Below are 23,181 nucleotides of genomic sequence, written 5' to 3' on the forward strand. Positions count from 1 at the left end.
CCAATGGCGGTCATTATATTTTGAGTATGAAGCCAAAAGCCTTAATTACACTGTTCTTGTGTAACAGTTTTACTTGTATTCTGATACAGCTAAATTAGTAAGAATTTAGAATTTTGACAGCAATTATTGATAGATATACATGGAAAAACCTTCTAATTTATTACTTAAACTCTCGCGGCGGTTGTTTACAAATATAGACGAACGAGAGAAATTTATTCAGGCGTTAATAAATCCTCAACTATTTACATCTAGCATTGTTTGGTGTCAAGAAAAACCAGAAATCTCACCTTTTGCTGTGGAAAATCCTATTAATTGGCAACCGCAATTTATAGACCGTTTACAGTTGGGAGAAAAACCCGGTCAACATTCACTCCATGAAAAAGGATATTTTTATTGTTTGGATTTTTCTTCTGTGTTTGCAGCTTCTACTTTGTTAACAATTCCTCAGCCAGTGGGTTTAATTTTTGATATGTGTGCTGCACCCGGCGGAAAAAGTATCTTTGCTTGTAAAGCTTTGCAACCTAATTTACTCATCAGTAATGAAGTGATTGGCAAACGTCTGGGAATGCTTATTTCTAATTTAAAGCGTTGCGATATTAGTCCTAATGCTGTAGTTAATAGAGATTCGAGTATATTTGCCGAAATGATTCCAGCTTCTAGTAACTTGGTAATAGTTGATGCTCCTTGTACTGGACAATCACTACTTGCTAAAGGCGAAAAAGCACCTGGTTGTTTTCATCCAACTGTCATTAATAAAAGTGCAAATAGACAAAAAAGAATTATAGCTAACTCTGCTAAACTGGTTGCACCACAAGGATATCTTGCTTATATGACTTGCACCTATTCACCAGAAGAAAATGAGCAGGTTTGTGATTGGCTTTTAGAACGTTTTCCTCATTTTCAGCCGATGGAAATTAATCATTTAGCAAAATATCAGTCTCATTTAACTACGATGCCTTGTTATAGGATGTTTCCTCAAGATAGGTTAGGTGCGGGTGCATTTACAGTACTGTTTAAAAATACTAATGAAAATGGAAATGAGGAAATTAACTTAGATACTATTGGTTCACTATATATCTACCAAAATATCAAAAAAATAAACTGATGCGGGCACATTAAATTACTTTAGGTTTTGTTAGGTGGGTATTTGGATGTGATACAAAATCTGGTTTTCAAACCCGCAAAAAAGGGTTATGATATCAAGTCAGTGTAATTACTTGTAATTCAAATGTGAGTTTGACAAACCTCTCCCTCCTCTGCAAACTACGGTGTAGAGACAAACGATCTAATCACCGTAAATTTTGTAACAGTAGGGTGTGTTTTTCATATAAACCCAATCCGCGATCTGACGGCAATAGGTAAATTATTTACATAAACATAAGGTATAAAATAGGCTAGAAGCTCTAGGATAAGGGCATTTGCAATTTTTTTGCCAACTACTGTTAACATCCAAAAAATTGCCTCCTGCTCGCGAACAGTTACTTTAACACGATCGCGCGGCTCAGTATTATTACATTAAATAATGTATATTATCTGTCAAAAATATACTGATTTGATTTATTTGTAGCCTATTATATGATAGCTACTGTTGGTACTTAAAATTGATAGTAGCTGTATTATCTACTTACTTGTTAAGTGTAGCAGCAGTGGCGATCGCTTAAAAACACTCAATAAATAAAAGCACTCTTCGGTTTGATATAGATATTATTAAACCGAGATATTTTGGTGCATTAGCCCTTGATGTAGCTTGATTTTATTACCGACAAATACCTTAGCAAACTTCAATTTTGTAATGCTTTTTCTCTAAAACTGTGTAACATAATCAGACTCTGGCAACCTATTGCCATTGTTTTTTGAGAGGACACAGAAGTTAGACTTACAAACTGCTTTATTATGCGGCGTGGAGAAAGCAAACTCTCCGTTCTAGAAATAGATTGATTGGCTTCAAATTTTTGATTTTGATTAAGTGAATGGAGAGTAATAATGCTTACGTTTTATCTTTTGCATGAGCAGAAAAAGTATATAGAAGAATTGATGAATAAAGTTTCTCGCTCTTTCGCCTTGGTAACTCCTTGCTTTGAAGAGCCATTAGATACTTTCATGTCTACTGCTTATCTCATTTTTCGCGTAGCTGACAACATTGAAGATTGTAGACAACCATATAACTGGCAAAAAAATCGTTTTATCGAGTTTAAACAACTTTTAAAAGAACCAACTTTAGCAACCAACATTTTGTCTAGCTGGTCGTATGAAGATTGGCGAGGACTCAACACCGACCAAACAAAATTAATGACTTTGGAAGGTGGATTAATGCTGTGGGAAATTTTTGCACTCATCCCAGATGCGGTTAGACAAATTATTAGCCGCTGGGTTTTAGCAATGGTTGAAGGTATAGAAGAATTCCTAGATGGTCAATACAAAGCTACTATGGTCACCCGCAATGGAGTGCGTCTGCTAGCTCAAGAAGATGATTACAGCCGCTATTGCTACTTTGCAGCAGGTACTGTTGGTCAAATGGGTACGGAATTAGCTATAGACCATTACCGATTTAATCTAGATATTGCTAAAAATTTACTGGCGCATAGTGGAACCTGCGGTCAAGCTTTACAAAGAACCAACATTGTTAAAGATTTTCCTGAAGACTTAGCCAATGGAATATGCTATTTACCCGATGTTTGGATGCAAGAAATTGATAGTTTACCTCTGACATTGGGAGGGGCACCCAAAAGCTGGACAAAAAAGGTTTTAGGAAATGTATTGGCTGAGATAAATAAGTCGGTTTCCTATGTAATAGACATACCTTATGAAGCTGTAGGTTTTCGTTTGGCTAGTTTGATGTGTCTACTTCCTGCTTATCAAACATTACTCTCAGCAGCGCAACAGCACAACAAATTGTTTACCCAAGATCACAGCGTCAAAATTTCCCGTAGTTGCTTCTCCAAATGTATGGAAGATGCCAAATTAATGGTGCGCGATAACAATGCGCTACTACACTACAGCCAAGAATTACAAACCTCTGTAGAAGTTGCTTTTGTCTAACAAATACAAGGTTAGAAATACAGCAGATTTCAAGGCAAGTAAAGTACATGATAATTCGTGTATTTTACTGCTGAATCCTGAATTCTGCTGTATGTTTCCACAGCCAGACAAAATTTATTGTTGGATAGTTTTTTGGGTGCAGAACAAATCATGTCAGAAATTTTGAATAGAAAGAAAATCGCTATTTTGGGAGGTGGTATGGCTTCCCTAACAACAGCATTTGAGTTAACTAGTCAAGCTGATTGGCAGGAAAAATACGATATTACTATCTATCAAATGGGATGGCGGCTCGGTGGAAAAGGTGCAAGCGGACGCAATTTAGATGCCCAAAATCGCATTGAGGAACATGGGCTACATATTTTTATGGGATGCTATGAAAATACCTTTCAGGTTATGCGTCAGTGCTATCAAGAGTTAAAGCAAAGCGATGAAACACCTCTTGCTACTTGGCAGGAAGCTTTTAAACCACACAACTTTATAGTATTCCCAGAATATATCAATCAACAGTGGCTTCCTTGGGCTTTTGAGTTTCCAATAAATGATTCTCTACCAGGAGAAGGAGAGGAATTACCGTCGATTTGGGGTCATATTTGCCTGCTAATCGAGTTTATGGTTAACCAATTTCAGAGTTCATCTTATTCATTAGGTACGTTGTTTACTGATGAAGATTCAGACGAAGTTAGTGAAATTCCAGACTGGTTAAAATCTTTGCTGCAAGAGATGAAAATTGAGTGTGAAACCCAGAGTTTAGCACATGAAGTTTCTTTTCTTGATATTGCCCATAAGTTAGTTAATAAATTGCCTCAAGATCCTGGTATGCACCGACCTATAGAACACCAAGCTGTTCTTTGGTTGTTAGATAAATTCAAGACTTGGCTTTTTGAAACTGTTAAGGAAATCATTGAAACACACCAAAAATTTCGTCGGCTTTGGATAATTGTAGATTTGGCTTGTACGATAGTTCGTGGTGTAATTATTGATGGGTTGCTTCTTAGCGGTTTTGATATTATTGATGACTATGATGTTCAAGAGTGGCTAAATAAACATGGTGCTGCAAAATTGAGCATTAATTCACCTTTAATTCGAGGGCTTTACGATCTTGTTTTTAGTTATGAAAATGGCAATGTTGAGCGTCCCAACCTAGCAGCAGGAGTGGGATTGCGTTTCTTTCTGCGGATGAAACTTTCTTATAAAGGTGCATTTTTCTGGAAAATGCAAGCAGGAATGGGGGATACAATTTTTGCACCACTATATAAAGTACTCCAAGAACGTGGCATAAAATTTGAGTTTTTCCATCGAGTAAAAAACTTGGGGCTGTCTGCGGATAAAAAGGCGATCGCTACAATTGAAATTAGCCGTCAAGCAACTCTAAAAAATTATATCTACAATCCATTAATCGACATTGAAAATTTGCCATGTTGGCCTAGCACTCCACTTTATGACCAACTTATATAAGGCGAAGAAATTAAAGCTAAAAACATTAATTTAGAATCTGCTTGGACACAGTGGAAAGATGTAGAAAATATCACCCTCAACATCAAAGAAGATTTCGATCTAGTAGTGCTTGGTATTTCTTTAGGAGCATTAAAATATATCTGCCCAGAATTAATTGCAGCTCGTAAAGAATGGCAAGAGATGGTAGAAAAAGTCAAAACTGTTCAAACTCAAGCACTTCAAGTTTGGTTAAAACCAGATTTAAAAGAATTAGGTTGGATGATGCCTAGTCCTGTACTTGATGCTTATGCACATCCTTTTAACACATGGGCTGATATGAGTCATCTCAATATCAGAGAAAGTTGGGAATCAGAAAATTTTCCTAGTAATATTGCCTACTTTTGCGGCCCTTTGGAAGAAGCTGAGAAAATTTTGCCCTTTACAGAACATACCTTTCCGGAAAAGGAAATGAATCGAGTCAAAGAAAATGCAATTAATTGGTTTAAAGAGAATATTTCTACTCTATGGCCAGAAATTACCTCTTCCCAAAGTTCAGATAAAATTGACTGGAAATTAATTGTCGATCCGAAAGAAGATAATGGTTTAAAAAGATTTGATTCTCAATTTTTCAGAGCAAATATTGAGCCTTCTGAACGTTATGTTGTGTCTCTCAAAGGAACTACTAAATATCGTCTAAAACCAGGGGAATCTGGTTTTGATAATTTGTATTTGGCTGGAGACTGGACTCACAATGGTATTAATATTAGTAGTATTGAAGCCACAGTGACATCAGGAATGCAAGCGTCTAGAGCAATTTCGGGATATCCAAAAAACATTGTAGGTGAATCAGATATTTAGAGGTGGTTTATGAATATTAATAGCTCTGCTGAAGTATTACAAACTGGCTTTCATATTGCTATGGGAGCAGCCAGTTATGTTATCGAAATCCTTGGCAATCCACAAAAATTGCAAGAAGATTTAACTAAACCTCCACAGCCCCTCGAACAACTAATTCAAGAGTTAGCTGCTAAAGGTGAAAAAACTGAATTAGAAGTTAATAATTTTGTCAAGCAATTTTTTCCAGATGCTAATTATTCTGTAAAATATCCTCAATACGTCGAGCGTCCAAACGAACAATGTTTTCTCCAGCCTTTTAATCTTAAAAATGCTAACGTTTATGGATTTTTCTTGGAAGGTTCTTTAGAAAAATTACAAAAACTATGCGATAAATACCTGAATGAACCTTCTGATGGAAAGGTTCAATACCGTCCGGCGACAAATTATGTTCTAATGACATTCGCAACTATAGATTCACTGAGTTCTATAGAAAGACCCGACAGCGAAAAAGTTTACTGTTCTGAAGAGGAAGCTGTTTTTTGGGTTGTGGCTGTAGCAGGTAAACAAATAGGGTCAGCCTTTGTTGGAGAGCGTCTAGTTTGTTTTATGCCCTATATTTTTGTCAATGATTCACCAATTTTAGTTTCGGGACGCGAAATTTATGGCATTTGCAAAGAAATTGGCTTTTTTCAAATTCCTCATCCCGAAGAAAAGCCAGAATTATTTACTGTAGACACTCTAGCGTGGAAAAATTTTAGCTCTGAAGCTCACGCAAAAAAACAGCGTTTGTTAGAAGTAGTGCAAATAGAAAAGCAGGACAAGACTCAGCGAGAGCAAACATTAAATACTCCTGATGAATTAATGGAATTAATCAGAAAGTTAATTTTCCAAAACCAAGGAAATATAGAGATTCCTAGTTTTGGTTGGTCGTTACCGCTAAATATTATCGAGTCTCTGACATATAAATCAGTTCGTACTGTTTTTCTGAAACAGTTTCGTGATATAGAAGATGGTAGACGTGCTTGTTATCAAGCGATCGTGGAATGTTTAATGAAAATATCCCAATATCATCAAGGGAAAATCCTCAGTTTTGGCGATATAGGTGATAAATTTGAGCTAAAAATTTACAACTTTGCTAGCCATCCCATAGTTGAAGAATTAGGATTACAAGGAATTGAATCTTTAGAAAAAGAATCGGTGCGCTTACCAATAAAGTTAGCTTATTGGCTAAATTTTGATTTCATCCTTGAAAATGGAACTGTAATTTGGAAAACTCAGTAGTTTTAGCAGTATTTTAGTATCTTAAATAGAGACAATCTCAGTGTAATCTCTATTGGCTACTTTTATACCACACAAGGTAATACTGACTCATACAATATTAAAATTTGGTACGGAGTCAGTTGCAATGAACGCAATATTAGATTTAACCTGCTCAATTCCCGGATACAATCTGATCGAGCAACTGTATTGTGGTTCTAGAACGATAGTATATCGAGGGATACGAGAGTTAGATAGCCAACCAGTAGTTATCAAATTCTTGAAACGCGAGTATCCCACTTTCAATGAACTATTGCAGTTTCGCAATCAATACACCATCGCTAACAACTTAGAAATTCCAGGAATTGTCCGTTTCTTGTGCTTGGAACCATACCGCAATAGTTACGCCTTAGTGATGGAGGATTTTGGTGGCGTTTCTTTAAGACTATATGCCCAAGACCAATTACTTTCGATAACTGAGGTTTTGGAAATTGCCCTACAACTAGCTGATATTCTTCACGACCTCTACTATCATCGTGTCATTCACAAAGATATCAAACCTGCCAATATTCTAATTCATCCCCAAACAAAACAAGTTAAGCTGATAGATTTTAGTATTGCTTCCCTGCTACCCAAAGAAACCACCGAAATTAAAAATGTTAATGGGTTAGAAGGAACATTAAGCTATTTGTCGCCAGAACAAACAGGAAGAATGAACCGCGGTATCGACTATCGCAGCGACTTCTACTCTTTGGGTGTGACTCTTTACGAACTGTTAACTGGACAACTTCCTTTTGAATCTAACGAAGCAATGGAATTAGTGCATTGTCATATTGCAAAACTTCCAAATCAATTAGCAGATAAAAGGCAAGAGATTCCAGAGGTTTTGTCAGAGATTGTGATGAAATTGATGGCAAAAAATCCAGAAGACCGCTATCAAAGTGCCTTGGGATTAAAATTTGATTTAGAAAATTGCTTGGTGCAATTACAGCAAACAGGAAAGATCGATCCTTTCATTATCGGTCAACGGGACTTGTGCGATCGCTTTATCATTTCGGAAAAATTATATGGCAGAGAAAACGAAGTCGAACAACTACTGGCAGCCTTTGAAAGAGTCGCTCTTGGTAGTAGCGAACTGATGTTAGTTGCGGGTTTTTCTGGAATTGGTAAAACTGCCGTTGTTAACGAAGTTCACAAACCAATTGTCAGGAAACATGGATATTTCACTAAAGGTAAATTTGACCAATTTAATCGCAGTATTCCCTTATCTGCTTTTTTGCAAGCTTTCCGCAATTTAATCGAACAAATCTTAACACAAACCGATATCCAAATTGCCCAATGGAAAGATAAAATCCTTGGCGAATTAGGTGAAAACGCCCAGGTAATTATAGAAGTTATTCCCGCATTAGAAATAATTATAGGCAAGCAACCACCGATACCAGAGCTATCAGGAACTGCTGCTCAAAACAGATTTAATTTAATATTTACAAAATTTATTCAAACATTTGCCAGCCAAGAACATCCTTTAGTAATCTTCTTGGATGATTTGCAGTGGGCAGATGCAACTTCATTGAAATTTTTGCAATTATTAATGAATCAAGCAAGTCTGGGATATTTATTATTAATTGGAGCTTATAGGGATAATGAGGTATCCCTCGCACATCCTTTAATATTGGTATTGGATGAAATTCGCAAACACGGTGCGAAAATTAGCACAATTACTTTGCAAGCGCTGAGTAATTTGAAATTAAATCATTTAGTGGCTGATACCCTTGCTTGCTCGGAAGATGTGGCATTTCCACTATCACAATTGGTATATCAAAAAACTAAAGGCAATCCGTTTTTTAGTACCCAGTTTCTCAAAGCATTACACCAAGAAAGGTTGATTGAGTTCAACTTAGAGTCAGGCTGTTGGCAATGTGACATCGCCCAGATAAATCAGCAAGCTCTCACTGAAGATGTGGTGGAATTCATGGCATGGCAATTACAAAAGTTACCTGAATCTGCTCAATTTGTATTGCAGCTAGCTGCTTGTATTGGAAATAAGTTTGATTTAAAAACCTTAGCCATCGTTTCTCAATTATCGGAGGTAGAAACCGCTGCTGCTTTATGGAAGCCATTACAAGAAGCTTTAATTTTACCCCAAAGTGAAGTTTATAAATTTTATCAACAAGAGTCATTAGTCAATAGTCATTTGTCATCCGTAGATAAACTACAACAAATAACCAATGACCAAGGACAAATAACAATTACATATAAATTTTTGCACGATCGCGTCCAACAAGCCGCCTATTCTTTGATTCCAGATGACCAAAAACAAGCAACACACTTGAAAATTGGGCAACTGCTACTCAAAAATACAAAAGCAGCAGAACAAGAAGAAAATCTGTTTGAAATTGTCAATCAACTCAACATTGGCAAATCTCTAATTCTCGAACGTTCGCAGCAAATACAACTCGCCGAACTCAATCTCAAAGCGGGACAAAAAGCCAGAATTGCAACAGCCTACACCGCAGCTTTGGAGTATTCCACCACAGGGATTTGTTTGTTGAACCTTGGCGAGGAAGAGTCTTGCTGGCAAACACAATACGACCTCAGCTTACCACTGTATGAACTAGCAACAGAAGCCGCCTACCTCAGCGGTGATTTTCCACAGATGGAGGAATTTGCAGATATTGTTCTACAACAGTCCAAAACTGCGATCGATAAAATGAAAGTTTATGCTGTTAAAATCCAAGCTGAAATGGCCCAAGCTAAAAAGCTGCAAGCTGTCAAAATCGGGTTAGAAGCTTTGGAATTAGTAGGAGTAAGTATATCCGAATCCCCCGATTCCTCAGATATTCGACAAGCAGTTACTGAAACTACAAATAATCTAAATAGCAAGAATATCGAAGATTTGATTAACTTGCCTTTGATGACAGATATCGAAAAATTAGCAGCTGCAAGGATATTAAACAGTATTGGTACTGCTACCTATCAAGCCGCACCCGAAATTTTTCCCTTGGTGATTTGCAAACTGGTTAACTTATCAATCAATTATGGAAATTCACCTTTTTCAAGCTATGGTTACGCTTGTTACAGTATTCTCGTAAATGAAAAACTTCAAGATATTGACTTGGCTTATCAGTCCAGCAAGTTAGCTTTAAAGTTAGCAGAAAATTTCAATATTCCAGAGATGAAAGCATCTGCGTTTATGGTGGCGGGATGTTCGACAATTTTTGGCAAAGCTCATTTAACACAAACATTGCCAATTTTGTGGGAGAGCTATCAAAGTGCAATGGAAAGTGGCAACTTAGAATTTGTTGGTTATGCGGCCTTAACGAAATGCCAAAATTCATATTTAGCTGGGCATGAGTTAAGTGTATTGCAAGAAGAAATTGCAACCATAAGTAATGCCTTGGCTCAACTCAAGCAAGAAAACATCTTATATATACTAGGCATGTATCAACAGTCAGTTCTAAATTTGTTAAACCCCTCTGAAGATCCATGCAGTTTCCGGGGTCAAATCTGTGATGAAGAAATTTGTTTAAAGCTGCTGAATCATGCTAGCGATCGCACTGGATTTTTTCAGTTTTACTTTAACAAAATGATTCTTTGTTATTTGTTTGGTGAATACCAAAACGCCTGTAAAAATGCACTGCTAGCCCAACAGTATTTAGATGCAATACAAGGAACTATCTCTGTCCTAGTATTCAATTTTTATGATTCTTTGGCGCACTTAGCAATCTATTCGTCACTGTCAGATTCAGAACAAGAATATATTTTAAATCGAGTGACAAACAACCAGCAAAAGATTCAGCTATGGGCAAACCACGCACCAATGAATTTTTTGCACAAGTATTATTTAGTGGATGCAGAACTAGAGCGAGTACAAGGTAATAAAGCCAAAGCTATAGAGTTCTACGATCGCGCCATCAAAGAAGCTAACGAAAATCATTATATCCAAGAAGAAGCGATCGCTAACGAACTCGCTGCTAAATTTTACCTGGATTGGGGCAAAGAGCGCATTGCTGAAGATTATTTAATTGCAGCCTACTATGGTTATGCTCATTGGGGTGCAAAAGCTAAAGTTGCCGACCTAGAACAATGCTATCCCCAATTGTTAACAACAATTCTGCAACAGTCTGCTAGAGGATACGCGCCTAATGAAACCGTGTATGCAACTGAAAGTCGATTTATTTCTCAAACTTCTTCATCGGGTAACGGTGGTAATGTATCCACATCTCTAGACTTGAGTGCCATCCTCAAAGCCTCTCAAAATTTATCGAGCGAAATTCAACTAGACAAGCTACTGTCAGCACTGCTAGAAATCGTCACCGCAACCGCAGGCGCGGATAAATGTGTGTTGATGTTGAGCGATAGAAATCAACTTAGTATTCAAGGAGTAGCTCAAGTTGGTCAACCTGCGGTGGTTTTGCAGTCCATACTGCTGCAAGAAAGCAACGATGTGCCTGTGAGTCTAATTAACACGGTCAAACGCAGCTTAAAAGCGACTGCGATCGTGAATACAATGGAGCATCCATTGTTGTTAACCGAGGCTTACATTTTACGCCAACAGCCCAAGAGTGTCCTGTGTACGCCAATTTTGCATCAAGGCAAACTCCTTGGCGTGCTGTATCTGGAGAACAACTTAACAACCGGAGCATTTACCCACGAACGCGTCGAACTGCTGAATCTACTTTGCACTCAAGCCGCCATCTCTTTGGAAAATGCCAAACTCTATCAACAAGCACAACAAGGAATCCAAGATTTACAACAGGCACAGTTACAAATCGTGCAAAGCGAAAAAATGTCTGCATTGGGTAACTTGGTTGCTGGGGTAGCTCATGAAATGAATAATCCTCTCGGTTTTATTGCTGCCAGTCTTAAACAAGCTAAACCCACTCTTGCTGATATTGTCGAACACTTGAAACTATATCAAGAAAATCTACCCAATCCAGGGGATGAAATTATAGACCATGCCGAAGAAATTGACTTGGATTTTAGTTTGGCAGACTTACCTAAGATGATTGATTCTATGACCATCGCTTGCGATCGCTTGAAAAATATCAGCACTAGTTTAAGAACTTTCTCCCGTGCAGATCGAGATTACAAAGTACGTTTCAATATTCACGAAGGTCTAGACAGCACAATTTTAATTTTAAAACATCGCCTCAAGGCAAATGAACAACGCCCTGCCATTGAAGTCAAGATCGACTATGGTAATCTCCCACAAATTGAGTGTTTTCCGGGGCAATTAAATCAGGTATTTATGAATATCTTGGCTAATGCTATCGATGCATTAGAAGAAGCAAATCAGGGACGCGAGTTTGAGGAAATTAAAGCCAATCCCAACCAGATTACAATTACAACTTCAGTGATAGATAAAAATGTCAAAATTGCCATTGCTGATAATGGTCAGGGTATGAATGAGTCAGTCAAACAAAAAATATTTGACCATTTATTTACTACTAAAAGTGTTGGTAAAGGTACAGGTTTAGGCCTGGCGATCGCTCATCAGATTGTTGTAGAAAAACATGGCGGCACTTTGGATGTGAGTTCTACACCAGGCGAGGGAACTGAATTTACCATTATCATACCGATTCAGGATCAAACTAAGGGTTAACTCAAAGCGATCGCTTCTTGTTCAAGAGGCAGGGAGTGTGGGAGGTGTCGGAGGTGAGGGAGGTAAGGGAGGTGTGGGAGGTGTGGGAGGAGAGGGGGGCATAAATTCTCTTTCCCCCCACACTCCCCACACTCCCCACACTCCCCCATCCTTGCTCCGCTGCCTTCTCCGTTGAGGTTTAATACGGGCTAGCCGTGGGGCGGACGATAATCTCGTTGACATCCACATCGTCTGGTTGGTCGATGGCAAAGGCGATCGCTTTGGCAATAGCCTCGGCCGGAAGTGCTATTCTTCGGAATTCCTCCATCCCTTTGCCAGCTTCGGCGTCAGTAATACTATCGGCCAGTTCGGACTCAGTTACACCCGGTGAAATCACTGTCACGCGAATGTCGGTATTTTCCTGGCGCAGTCCCTCGGAAATCGCTATGACAGCGAACTTGGTAGCAGAGTAAACAGCGCAGGTTGGCCAAACGGCGTGTCCGCCAATGGAGGAGATATTAACGAACTGGCCGAACCCCTGACTTTTCATTACGGGCAGTCCGGCGGCGATGCCGTTGAGTACGCCCCGGATGTTGACATCAATCATCCGATCCCATTCATCAACCTTGAGGGCTTCTAGTTTGGAGAGTGGCATGACGCCGGCATTGTTGACGATGACATCAACACGGCCAAATTTGTTCTGAGCAAATTCTACAAAGGCTTGGAAGTCACTACGACTAGTGACATCGAGCGTTTGGTACTCTGCCGAGCCGCCTTCAGAACGGATGGCAGCCACGAGGGTTTCCAACCGCTCGGTGCGCCTTGCGCCCAGCACCACGCGGACACCTTTGCGAGCGAGTAGACGTGCTGTTGCTTCACCGATGCCGCTGCTTGCGCCCGTAATCAATACGACTTTTTGTTGGTTGGTAGTCATAAAATCAATTAGGTATCTAAATAATTTGATATTGCGTGGAACTTTGGGTTGATTGGATGTCCAGCACACTTTTAATTTAAGAGAGTCAAAACGCGATCCGGTAATCTGAACCTGCTCAATTCTTGCCTAATCCTGCATTCTTTTTATTGTTTACGCTCAAAAGCTAGATCGCCAGAATTGGTTGAATATATGGGGGCTATCCTAGATGTTAGTCTGATAAAAGATTTCAAGCGAGGTTATGGAACAGACAGTTACAAAGCAGCACTCAGAGCTTGCCGATTTGATTGCACAGAACAGTAAAACAGATGGCGTCCATGCCACGGCGATCGAGCGGTTGTTTTTAATCCGCTCCTCGCAACCAACTATGCCTCTGTATGCTCTGCACGAGCCGGCTCTGTGCATTGTCGCTCAAGGCAAGAAGCAGGTGATGTTGGCGGACAAATTGTATGTTTATGGTCGAGATCGATGTTTGGTAGTGTCCATCGATCTGCCTGTGGCGGGTCAAGTGATTGAAGCAACGCCAACCGTTCCGTATCTATGCCTCCGGCTAGATTTAGATCCGGCAGAACTCAGTACACTGATGATGGAAGCAAAACTAGACGCTACTGCTAACCAACAACCACCAGGCTTGTCTTTAAGTCCTGTGAGTCCCCAACTGCTGGATGCAGCCATCCGACTTTTAAGGCTGTTGGAAACCCCTGAAGATATTGCCATCCTCGCGCCTTTGGTTGTACGAGAAATTCTCTACCGTTTGCTATCAGGCGAACAAAGTGCGCGATTGCGACAGATTGCTTTAGCCGATAAAAAACTTCAGGGGATTAGTAAGGCGATTAACTGGCTCAAATGGAACTATGAAAAGCCATTTCGCATTGAGGCGATCGCTCGCGAAGCCTGCATGAGTACGTCATCTCTTCATCATCATTTTAAATCTGTCACTGCCATGAGTCCTTTACAATATCAAAAGCAACTCCGGCTCCTACAAGCCCGTAGGTTAATGCTGGGACAGGGTATGGATGCGGCAACAGCTAGTCATCACGTGGGTTATGAAAGTCCCTCACAGTTTAGCCGTGAATATAGTCGATTGTTTGGCGCACCACCCTTGCGTGACATCGCTCGGCTAAAAAATAGTCAAGAAATGTAAAAAGAAGCGGGTAGAGATGCGATTAACCTTTGTCTGTACGGAAGTGGCGAAAAAAGAAATTTAAGTAAGCGATCGGCGTAAATAATTATTGTTGGGAAAAGGCAGGGAGCAGGGAGCAAGGAACGGAGGAAAAAGGGTTTGAGCCTTGTTTCCTTTTTATCAAACAGTTCGGTTTTTTTGTACCGACTTACTTATAAATAAAAAAATAAATCAAAAATTACCCGGTATCAGCTCTCGACTTTCTGAAATAAACATTGTACAAAACAATTAAACAGTACGGGATGTAAGTTAAATGGGTCGAAAAATTAATAAAGTTTTTCAACAGTCTGGAGTTATTCCCTATAGAGTTAACAACGGTAAAGTCGAAATCTTATTGATTACAACTCGCAACCAGCAGCATTGGGTAATTCCCAAAGGAGATATTCCGTCAGGAATGAGTCCGCCCGATTCCGCAGCCAAAGAAGCTTGGGAAGAAGCAGGAGTAATTGGACAGGTGGACGCCAACGAACTGGGCACTTATAAATACCGCAAACAAGGTAAAGCCTACCAGGTCAAAATGTATTTATTGCCAGTGGATATTCTGAGTGAAGATTATCCAGAAGCAACTAAAAGAAAACGCCAGTGGGTAGAAGTGAATCAAGCTATCAGGCGGGTTAAGTTTAATTCGCTCAAACGAGTCATGAAAGGTTTTTTTAAAGTTAAATCTTCTTCTTGTGCATTTCGATGCTTCTGAAAAACAGAATTCAGAATTCCGAATTCAGAATTCAGAGTGTGGGGCATTGAGATCTATTATTTAGAAGTACCACCAAATTCTTAATTTGGTGTGGTGTTTTACTGTTTATTCATATCCACCAGTCATACCAATTCACAATTCGCAATTTGCAATGGGCTACGCCCCGCTGCGCTAACGCAATTAAAAAACTTAGATGCAGCAAAGCTTTCAGCGTTTACCTCTGTATCAGGCCTTTCGTGAAATGGTGTCACTTAAGCTTCATCTGAATTCTGATGACTGGCGCTTTTATTGTTACTTGCAAAATCCTGTTACTTCTGATTCCTGAATTCGGAATTCTGAATTCTACTGTAAGTTTGCAAACTTATCTGTTGCTTCAATCAAAGCACTACGAATTCCCGGTTCACTCATGGAGTGACCGGCATCAGGAACGACAATAAATTCGGCTTCTGGCCAAGCACGATGTAATTCCCAAGCTGATATCATTGGGCAAACTACATCATAACGTCCCTGAACAATTACAGCAGGAATATGACGGATACGGTCAACATTTAAAAGCAATTGGTCTTCTGTTTCAAAGAATCCTTTATTGGTAAAATAATGGCATTCAATACGAGCAAAAGCTGAGGCAAATTCGCTATCACCAAACTTTTGCATGAGTTCTGAATCGAAAAAAAGTCTACTTGTACTAGCTTCCCAAATTGACCAAGCACGCGCCGCTGTTAATTGAACTTGTAAATCTGGACTAGTCAAACGTTTGTAATATGCTGCAATCAGATCGTCACGCTCATCTATAGGAATTGGCTTTAGATATTCTTCCCAAGCATCGGGAAAAATATAGCTAGTACCTTCTTGGTAAAACCATCGCAACTCTTTTTGTCTGAGCATAAAAATACCACGAAGAATTAATCCCGTGCATCGAGAGGGATGGGTTTGGCTATAAGCTAATGATAAAGTGCTACCCCAACTACCACCGAAGACTGTCCATTTTTCTATACCTAAATGTTGGCGCAGTTTTTCGATATCACTAACTAAATCCCAAGTGGTATTTTCTCGTAATTCAGCGTGGGGTTTACTTTGACCGCAGCCGCGTTGGTCAAACATCACTAACCGCCATTTTTCTGGATGGAAGTATTGGCGATAAAAAGGCGGACATCCACCGCCAGGCCCCCCATGCAGTAAAACGATGGGTTGACCTTGGGGGTTACCCGACTCTTCAAAATGGATAGCGTGCAGGTCAGAAACCTGTAAATTTCCTTCTCGGTAAGGTTCGATCGCTGGGTAAAGTTCTCGCATTTTAGATATCCTATGAGGAATATAATCATAGCGATCGCTATGACTTTAAAAGACTTCCAAAGAATAAATTGTCTCAAAAAATAATTTTCTGAACATCTAAGTAATAATAATTATTATTCTGAGCGGGAAAACAGGAGTAACCACTTTCCGCATCAGAATGATTATTATCTTTTATGAAATATTTGATTTTATAGCAATCCTATTTGATTTGTTCTCCATCAAGAGGCTCAGATACCCGACTTCTTGAATAAGTCGGGGTTGTCAAAATCCGTAGCAATAACCCTTGGAGTATCGTCTATTGATTTATTCTGGATTCTGAATTCTGGGTTGTGAATTCTTCTCCATTTCAGACAAATTTTTTAATATTTGAAGTGACTCAAGTATGGTTAAACTACCGTTATATCGGTCGCTTTGGAATCCTACTCAATGCTTAAAAATACGAGAAGATTTGCTGCTATTTTTGGGTTGGTGTTTTTTCTAATTGTTTTTATCAACTTTGGTGTTGTTGCTCAAACTCCTCCAAATGTTCCTGCTGTGAATTTTACACCATCTCGAACTTGTTCAGTTCCTCCTACTCTCAGAACTAAACAAGTTATTTCTGAGAATGGTCGTAACCAAGTTAAGATGGGCGATATCATTAAGGTTCAAGTTGAAGGATTGTCAGCAGCAACAAATTCAACAGCTAAGGGCAATTCATTCGATCCTCGACAGTTAGTCTTGTATTTGAATGGTTATGAACTAGAGGATGTATACGCACAACCAACCATCGTTAAGGTTCCGAATCAAGATGGACAACTAGTTGTTGATGAAGATTGGTTAGCCTTTCGACTCGAACGCAATGACACATCTGAAAATGTCTGGAATGCCCTGATTGGTAGACCCCGATATAGCATCGACACCATAGTGGGGGTAGGCTGTCCCAATAAAATTGCCATTCCAGTCAGCAATCTTCAATCGCCTCCGTACATAACAATAGTTCTGTTTTCGTGGCGCTTTTGGCTGTGCGTTCTTCTAGTTTTGGCTGTTGCATTATTATTCACGAGATATTGCCGAAACGCCCTTCGGAGTTCTGGCATAGAAGGTGTTTACTCGAAAAAAGAGGTGAAGGATGGCGAGCAATTGTTGATACCAGTTAACACTGAACCTCAACGACGGAAAAGCCGAATTGCTCAATTCTTTCTTGGACGAAAAAAAATTAATCAAAATCCTTTCAGTCTATCCGTATCTCAACTGGCTTTTTGGACATTAATAATTTTTGCCTCTTACATGATTATCTACGGAATCACAGGAGATTATACCAATATTTTAACCCAACAATCTCTAGTCTTATTAGGAATCAATTCCGTAACTGCATTTGGGAGTTCGTTAATTGATGGACAGGGGGACGAGAGGAAGAGAAAGGGTACTCAACGCGTTTCTGAAGGATTTTTCTTAGATATATTATCAGATATTAATGGAGTCAATTTTCATCGATTCCAAACATTCATTTGGACAGCTGCCATAGGAATATTCTTTATTTGGGAGGTTGCCAAAAATCTGGCAATGCCGGAATTTGATGAAACACTTCTGACACTACAAGGAATCAGTTCCGCCACATATCTGGGACTAAGAGGACAAGAGGAACATGCGATGGTCAAAGTTACGGAAAAAGAGCTAATACCAGAAACATACAATCCGCCAGAAAGTGTAGAAACGAATAATCCACCGGAGAGCGATTCTTCTAATATTTCTGGCTAAAGAATTGAGGGTTCAGAATTCAGAATTCAGAATTCAGAATTAATTTAAGGGTTAGCTCCCCGATTTATTGAACAAGTCGAGGAGCTTTTTGTTCAGCAATAGACCTCTTGCAAAAGTCCCTAACACCCCACCCCCAACCCCTCCCCGATGGCTTGGGGAGGGGAGACAAAGCGTAGCTTTGGCGGGGTAGGGTCTTATTTTCGGAGCAGTTTTTAGTGCCATTCACGCCATTTGTCGTGCCATCAGATTAGCAAATAACCCTTTTTGATTTACTAATTCTTCAAACCTACCTTGTTGGACAACTCGACCGGCTTCAATCACATAAATTCGGTCGGCGTTGCGGATGGTACTGAGGCGATGGGCGATAATTATACGCGTTACTCCTAACTTGTCTAAGCTGGTACTAACTATCGCTTGAGTACGATTATCTAAGGCACTGGTAGCTTCATCAAAAATTATAATTCTCGGTTTTAATACTAAAGCACGAGCAATTAGTAGCCTTTGACGTTGCCCACCAGAGAGATTTGTACCCCCCTCGGAAATGACTGTGTGCATCTCCATTGGCATTGACTTAATATCATCAGCAAATCCAGCCATCCGTACTGCTTCCCAAGCTTCATCCATTGTTACTAATGCGCCACTAGAAATGTTGTCAAAAATCGAGGCGCTATTGATGCGACCATTTTGCAGCACTACACCAATCTGCCGACGCACTGCTGATGTATCTAACCCTGATAAGTCCTGACCATCGTAGTAAATAGTGCCATCTTTTGGCGTTTCAAATCCCAATAACAGCCTAATAATCGTTGATTTGCCACTACCAGAAGGCCCTACCAAAGCAATTAATTCTCCTGGGTCTGCTTCAATGGTCAAATCATCTAAATTCAGGGGCCCGTCTTCGCGGTAACGGAACGTCACGCGATCGACTTTTACTTTACCTGTTAACCGCCCCGGATCGCTTTTGCTCAGGTCGATTTCTGGTTGAGCTTGAAAGATGGGTTTTGCACGTTCCCAGAAAATGCTGATATCTAATATGCTGACTATGGTGTTACTCAGCTGAGTTGCCCCGGCAATAAATATGGCAAAAGCGGAATTAAATGCCAGAAATGTACCTGTAGATAATCCTGTTTGGCTTTGAGATGGCGCTTGTGTAATTAAGGTAACTGCCAGCCAAAAGATAATTATCGAACTAACAGTTGGCATGGCGGTGTTAAATATCGCTAAAACATCTTCAATTACCTCTGTACTCAACTTGAGTTTTAGCTGCTGACTATACTTTTTTGCCCAGTAAGCAAAAGCGCGGTCTTCTGCATTGCTAACTCTAAGTTTGGAAACACCAGCAACCATTTGTACGGTAAAACCAAAAATTTCCCCCTCTATTTCTTCTAAAGCACGTAATTTTTGGCGGCTAAGTACACTTGAGATAGTGGTGAAGATGATTGCAATGAGGGCTACTGCTACTACAACTAAAGCTAGGCTGGAACTGTAGATAAATAATAATCCCAGATTAAGTAGAGAGAAGAAGCTAGTAAAAACAGTGCGTAACACTGTGTCATTGAGTTTTTGACGGATTTGAGTGACCGCAGAAACGCGAGATTGCAAATCTCCAATTGAATATTCACGAAAGAAAGATACCCGCAGATTAAACAATCTATCCCATAAGGCTGCTTGGGAGTCTAAACTAGCTTTACTTTCTAATCTCAGACCGGCAAAACCTTGGGCGATTTGAAAAATTATCGTACCAAAGGTGGCGGCTATCAAACCCAATCCAATCTGCACTAACAACCCTCTGTCTGCATCCGGTATGACAGAATCGATGAGGATGGCAGTTGCTAAGGGGGTTAACATTCCCAGTAATGCACCGACGACACCAGTAAGGAAAATAACAACTAGTTCTCGTATTTTCCCCTTGAAGGCAAATAAAAGTAAGTCGATCGCAGTAAAATTATTTTCGGGTACGGGACGATAAAATACATAAGCAAAAGGAGCTAGTTGCTGGGCAGTATCCTTGTTTACAGGTATGCGGACGTGCTTCTGGGGGTCAAATATTTCGTACTTTCCTACCCCTGCTGGTAGCAGTGCAACAGGAAAATTATCTCGCTCGGTATATGCTAATAGCGGGCCGCTATCTTTTTGCCACCATCGATCGTTAAGTAATACCCGACGGATGCGAATCCGGGATGCACGGGCGATCGCTTCTAATGGTTCTTTAATCCGATTCATGTCTTCGGAACGTACAGGTGGCAAAATCTTAATTCCTAATGCCCTTCCCACTGCACCTGCGGCAATCAGCAGTGGCGTACCTGACTGCATCAGTTCGGCTTGCTTGGGTTTGAGGACTGATGCTAATTCTCCTAAAGCACTGACTTTTACCTGAGAGTTAAGTTCTTCCCGTGCTTGGAATTGAGTCAATTTTGCTGCCGACTCTTCTTGTTCTATTTGAGTCAGAATTTCGCAAAAATTACCGTGGATTTCACTTAGAGTAACTTGGATGTCGTTCCAGTTGGTAAGGTTTTCAGGGTGGGAAAAAACTGGTGGAATAAAAAAACCTTGGCTGCGTCTCGTAGAGAAGGTATCACCTAGAAAAATTTGAATTTTTTTCTCCCAAATCTGCACTAACTTCAGTAAACTTTCTGCTTCGTCTTTCCCCTGTCTTATCCATTCTTCACATTCGGGTGCAGATATTTGTAACAGCACAGTATCTTCTAGAGATATCGCCAAAATTTTATGGTTATTAGCCAATATCCCAAACAATGGTTCTGTGGGATTGACGCTAAATAGATAACGGCGAACGCCTTCAATACCTTGCTGGATGGGAATAGCAAACACAGCGATCGCACCGGATTCAATTTGCCAAACTGTTTGGGGATTGTCTAATACTAGGGATTGATTACCCGCGAGTAGTAACTTGGAATCACTCATCTGGAGTTAGAGATGCAATAGTTTTTTGGCGGAGGCGTATAGCATTAAATTCTCCTACCACTTCTAATGGAAGGTTGGTAAAGCGAATATAAAAATTATTTGGTTCTGCTGTTTTGTCTAAGACTTTAGCATAGATATCTTCACTAATTTTGGTATTACCCTCCATAAATAAGTTCAGTTTCAGATTAGTAAAGGGTTGTAAAGCTAGAGAGTTTACTTTTGAGTCATAACATACCTGCGCTCCCCTAGCTGACAGCTTCACTAACTTTCCTTCAACTACGCTACTATTTACATCTTTGCCATCCAAAACTGCATATTTTAGGGGAATTGCTTCTAAAAGTTTCAAGAAGACTTCTTTTTCATCTTCAGCCAGATATAAATTATATTCTCCAGCAATCCCACCCACTTCATAAATTTTTATCGGTTCCTTCACTCCTTTTGCTTGTACTTCTTTATGTCCGATAACTTTGACAATGGAACCAGCCTCTTTAATAGTTGATTCGGAAACAAAAATTTGTCCGCCGACTGTATAAGATTCAATCCGATAAGTTAAATTAACTTGATTGCCGATAATTCCATATTTAGTCCGTTTTTCCGAACCAATATTACCAACTACTACTTCTGCTGTATTAATTCCAATACCCATTTCTAGCTTTGGTAATCCCATTTGTTGGATTTTATTATTTACTGGTTCCATTGCTAGCTGCATTGCCACGGCACAGGCGATCGCTCTCGTCGGATCGTCTTCTCTAGTAATAGGAGCGCCGAACAAAACTAAAATTCCATCACCCATAAACTCATCAATGGTGCCATGATACTGAGTAATCGTATCTGCCATATATCCTAAATAAAGGTTAATTATTTTAATTACTTCTTCAGCAGATAATCTCTCAGACGTAGCGGTAAAGCCTCTTAAATCGGAAGTGAGAATAGTAATTTTTTTCCGTTCGCCGCCTAATTTTAAACCTTCGGGATTTTCTAATAAATTAGCAACGACTTCATCGGTGAGATAACGCCCAAAAGTTTTACGAATTTCTCCCGCAGTCATGGCAATATAGGCAGTAACAGTAACTGACGAACCAATTAATGCGATTAATGGTGGAACTAGAGGAATCCACCAACCTGCGATAAAAGCCAAATAACTACTACCTATAAGGCAGCAACCAGCTACCAAAATGCTAATTAAAGGTAATAAGGATTTTCTTTTAGAGCCACTGCTATATCGTTGTTGCCATCTGATGATTGCACCAATTAATGACCAAACAGAAATCCATAACCATTCTTCTAGTTTGCTCCATGTTTTAATTAACGAACGATTATCTAAAGTAGCACTTAAAATTTGACTGATAGCATTAGCATGAATTACTATACCAGACATCCGTTTTGGTGCTGTTAATATAGTACTGCTGTAAGGTGTATAAAATAGGTCTTTGAGACTTTCGGCTGTAGGGCCAATCAAGACAATACGCCCCTTGAATAAATCTTTGGAAATCCGATTTTCTAACACATCCATAATAGATATGTGTTGAAATTTGTCTCTATTACCACGATAATTTATTAGTACTTGATAACCTTGGTCTTCAGCCCGGATGTAACCGCCATCATTTCCTTGAAATAATGGGTAAATCACATTACCTGTTTTTACCAAAAAATCTTCTGTTTGTCCGACATCAATTTGGCGATCGCTCAAATAAAGATAGGCAAGTTTAAAAGCAAAACTAAACACATTTTCGCCATTTTCATCGGCCAAATACATTAAACTACGACGAATTTTACCATCCCCATCTAAGGGAAAATCATTTGCACCCACTTGACCGAGTTTTTTCAGCGCTGGTGGTGGTGCTACCGCCGAACTATCTTCACTTTGGGCTACTTTTTGGACGCCAACTAAATTTGGTGTAGACTCAAACACTTTAACTAAGGATTGATGTCCAAAACCTACTGGTAAATCTCGATATAAATCTAAACCAATAGCACTGGGTTTTTGTTGTTTTAAATTCTCTAAAACTTGTGCCAGCAAGCCGTCAGGCAGAGGCCAATAACCGCGCTTGCCAAGTTTTTGTACATCAGATTCATTAATTTCTACAATGACAATCCGCGGATCGATAGGTTCTGAAGAACGTAACAGAAACATTCGATCCAGCGCTGCCAATTCTAACATCTGCAATAATCCACTCAAACGCAGAATAAACACCAATACTCCAGCGCTGGGAGCAGCAATGAAGATACCGCGCCATTGCCAAAGTCGTCGTTTGATGTTTTTCCACATA

13 protein-coding genes are annotated in these 23,181 nt (G+C 39.7%); 9 read left to right on the forward strand and 4 right to left on the reverse strand.

All coding sequences use genetic code 11. The features are described 5' to 3' along the window. Positions 1-139 precede the first annotated feature (139 nt). From NSTC745_RS22140 to NSTC745_RS22165, 6 genes are all read left to right on the forward strand, one after another. Positions 140-1,105, forward strand: a complete 966-nt coding sequence (locus tag NSTC745_RS22140; protein ID WP_445632867.1) for an RsmB/NOP family class I SAM-dependent RNA methyltransferase — start codon at positions 140-142, stop codon at positions 1,103-1,105. 878 nt (positions 1,106-1,983) lie between these two features. Continuing rightward, the gene (locus tag NSTC745_RS22145) at positions 1,984-3,039 is read left to right on the forward strand and encodes a phytoene/squalene synthase family protein (RefSeq protein ID WP_445632868.1); all 1,056 of its coding nucleotides are present in this window, start codon (positions 1,984-1,986) and stop codon (positions 3,037-3,039) included. 150 nt (positions 3,040-3,189) lie between these two features. After that, positions 3,190-4,494: an NAD(P)-binding protein gene (locus NSTC745_RS22150; protein ID WP_445632869.1), complete on the forward strand. Its 1,305-nt coding sequence runs from the start codon at positions 3,190-3,192 to the stop codon at positions 4,492-4,494. 105 nt (positions 4,495-4,599) lie between these two features. Beyond that, positions 4,600-5,331, forward strand: coding sequence for a hypothetical protein (locus NSTC745_RS22155; protein ID WP_445632870.1), 732 nt, complete (start codon positions 4,600-4,602; stop codon positions 5,329-5,331). Between the two features lie 9 nt (positions 5,332-5,340). Continuing rightward, the gene (locus NSTC745_RS22160) at positions 5,341-6,591 is read left to right on the forward strand and encodes a hypothetical protein (protein WP_445632871.1); all 1,251 of its coding nucleotides are present in this window, start codon (positions 5,341-5,343) and stop codon (positions 6,589-6,591) included. A gap of 124 nt (positions 6,592-6,715) precedes the next feature. Further along, positions 6,716-12,172 carry a trifunctional serine/threonine-protein kinase/ATP-binding protein/sensor histidine kinase gene (locus NSTC745_RS22165; RefSeq protein ID WP_445632872.1) on the forward strand — a complete coding sequence of 1,819 codons (5,457 nt, stop codon included), beginning with the start codon at positions 6,716-6,718 and terminating at the stop codon, positions 12,170-12,172. Positions 12,173-12,350: 178 nt separating this feature from the next. Here the strand turns inward: NSTC745_RS22165 and NSTC745_RS22170 are convergent, their stop codons facing one another. Beyond that, the gene (locus NSTC745_RS22170; RefSeq protein ID WP_445632873.1) at positions 12,351-13,085 is read right to left on the reverse strand and encodes an SDR family oxidoreductase; all 735 of its coding nucleotides are present in this window, start codon (positions 13,083-13,085) and stop codon (positions 12,351-12,353) included. 238 nt (positions 13,086-13,323) lie between these two features. Here NSTC745_RS22170 and NSTC745_RS22175 point away from each other — a divergent pair, with 238 nt between their 5' ends. After that, entirely contained in the window at positions 13,324-14,226 is a 903-nt protein-coding gene (locus NSTC745_RS22175; protein ID WP_445632874.1) for an AraC family transcriptional regulator, read from the forward strand. 292 nt (positions 14,227-14,518) lie between these two features. Then, positions 14,519-14,959 carry an NUDIX hydrolase gene (locus NSTC745_RS22180; protein ID WP_445632875.1) on the forward strand — a complete coding sequence of 147 codons (441 nt, stop codon included), beginning with the start codon at positions 14,519-14,521 and terminating at the stop codon, positions 14,957-14,959. Positions 14,960-15,301: 342 nt separating this feature from the next. On the opposite strand, the gene pip is transcribed toward NSTC745_RS22180, so the two are convergent. Then, positions 15,302-16,252, reverse strand: a complete 951-nt coding sequence (gene pip, locus NSTC745_RS22185; RefSeq protein ID WP_445632876.1) for a prolyl aminopeptidase — start codon at positions 16,250-16,252, stop codon at positions 15,302-15,304. A 426-nt stretch (positions 16,253-16,678) separates the two neighbouring features. On the opposite strand from pip, the gene NSTC745_RS22190 reads away from it, so the two are divergent. Then, positions 16,679-17,989 (forward strand): hypothetical protein, encoded by a 1,311-nt coding sequence (locus tag NSTC745_RS22190; RefSeq protein WP_445632877.1) that lies wholly within the window; start codon positions 16,679-16,681, stop codon positions 17,987-17,989. Positions 17,990-18,211: 222 nt separating this feature from the next. Here the strand turns inward: NSTC745_RS22190 and NSTC745_RS22195 are convergent, their stop codons facing one another. Continuing rightward, the gene (locus NSTC745_RS22195; protein WP_445632878.1) at positions 18,212-20,911 is read right to left on the reverse strand and encodes an NHLP bacteriocin export ABC transporter permease/ATPase subunit; all 2,700 of its coding nucleotides are present in this window, start codon (positions 20,909-20,911) and stop codon (positions 18,212-18,214) included. Continuing rightward, positions 20,904-23,180 (reverse strand): CHASE2 domain-containing protein, encoded by a 2,277-nt coding sequence (locus NSTC745_RS22200; RefSeq protein WP_445632879.1) that lies wholly within the window; start codon positions 23,178-23,180, stop codon positions 20,904-20,906. The genes NSTC745_RS22195 and NSTC745_RS22200 overlap by 8 nt, the downstream gene beginning before the upstream one ends. Between the last annotated feature and the right edge of the window lies 1 nt (position 23,181).

The sequence above is a fragment of the Nostoc sp. DSM 114161 genome (assembly GCF_052692665.1).

What these genes read in the sequence shown, in the direction of transcription:
- NSTC745_RS22140 (WP_445632867.1), top strand. Translation starts at nt 140, where the DNA reads ATGGAAAAACCTTCTAATTTATTACTTAAACTCTCGCGGCGGTTGTTT.
- NSTC745_RS22145 (WP_445632868.1), top strand. Translation starts at nt 1,984, where the DNA reads ATGCTTACGTTTTATCTTTTGCATGAGCAGAAAAAGTATATAGAAGAA.
- NSTC745_RS22150 (WP_445632869.1), top strand. Translation starts at nt 3,190, where the DNA reads ATGTCAGAAATTTTGAATAGAAAGAAAATCGCTATTTTGGGAGGTGGT.
- NSTC745_RS22160 (WP_445632871.1), top strand. Translation starts at nt 5,341, where the DNA reads ATGAATATTAATAGCTCTGCTGAAGTATTACAAACTGGCTTTCATATT.
- NSTC745_RS22165 (WP_445632872.1), top strand. Translation starts at nt 6,716, where the DNA reads ATGAACGCAATATTAGATTTAACCTGCTCAATTCCCGGATACAATCTG.
- NSTC745_RS22170 (WP_445632873.1), bottom strand. Translation starts at nt 13,085, where the DNA reads ATGACTACCAACCAACAAAAAGTCGTATTGATTACGGGCGCAAGCAGC.
- NSTC745_RS22175 (WP_445632874.1), top strand. Translation starts at nt 13,324, where the DNA reads ATGGAACAGACAGTTACAAAGCAGCACTCAGAGCTTGCCGATTTGATT.
- NSTC745_RS22180 (WP_445632875.1), top strand. Translation starts at nt 14,519, where the DNA reads ATGGGTCGAAAAATTAATAAAGTTTTTCAACAGTCTGGAGTTATTCCC.
- pip (WP_445632876.1), bottom strand. Translation starts at nt 16,252, where the DNA reads ATGCGAGAACTTTACCCAGCGATCGAACCTTACCGAGAAGGAAATTTA.
- NSTC745_RS22190 (WP_445632877.1), top strand. Translation starts at nt 16,679, where the DNA reads ATGCTTAAAAATACGAGAAGATTTGCTGCTATTTTTGGGTTGGTGTTT.
- NSTC745_RS22195 (WP_445632878.1), bottom strand. Translation starts at nt 20,911, where the DNA reads ATGAGTGATTCCAAGTTACTACTCGCGGGTAATCAATCCCTAGTATTA.
- NSTC745_RS22200 (WP_445632879.1), bottom strand. Translation starts at nt 23,180, where the DNA reads ATGTGGAAAAACATCAAACGACGACTTTGGCAATGGCGCGGTATCTTC.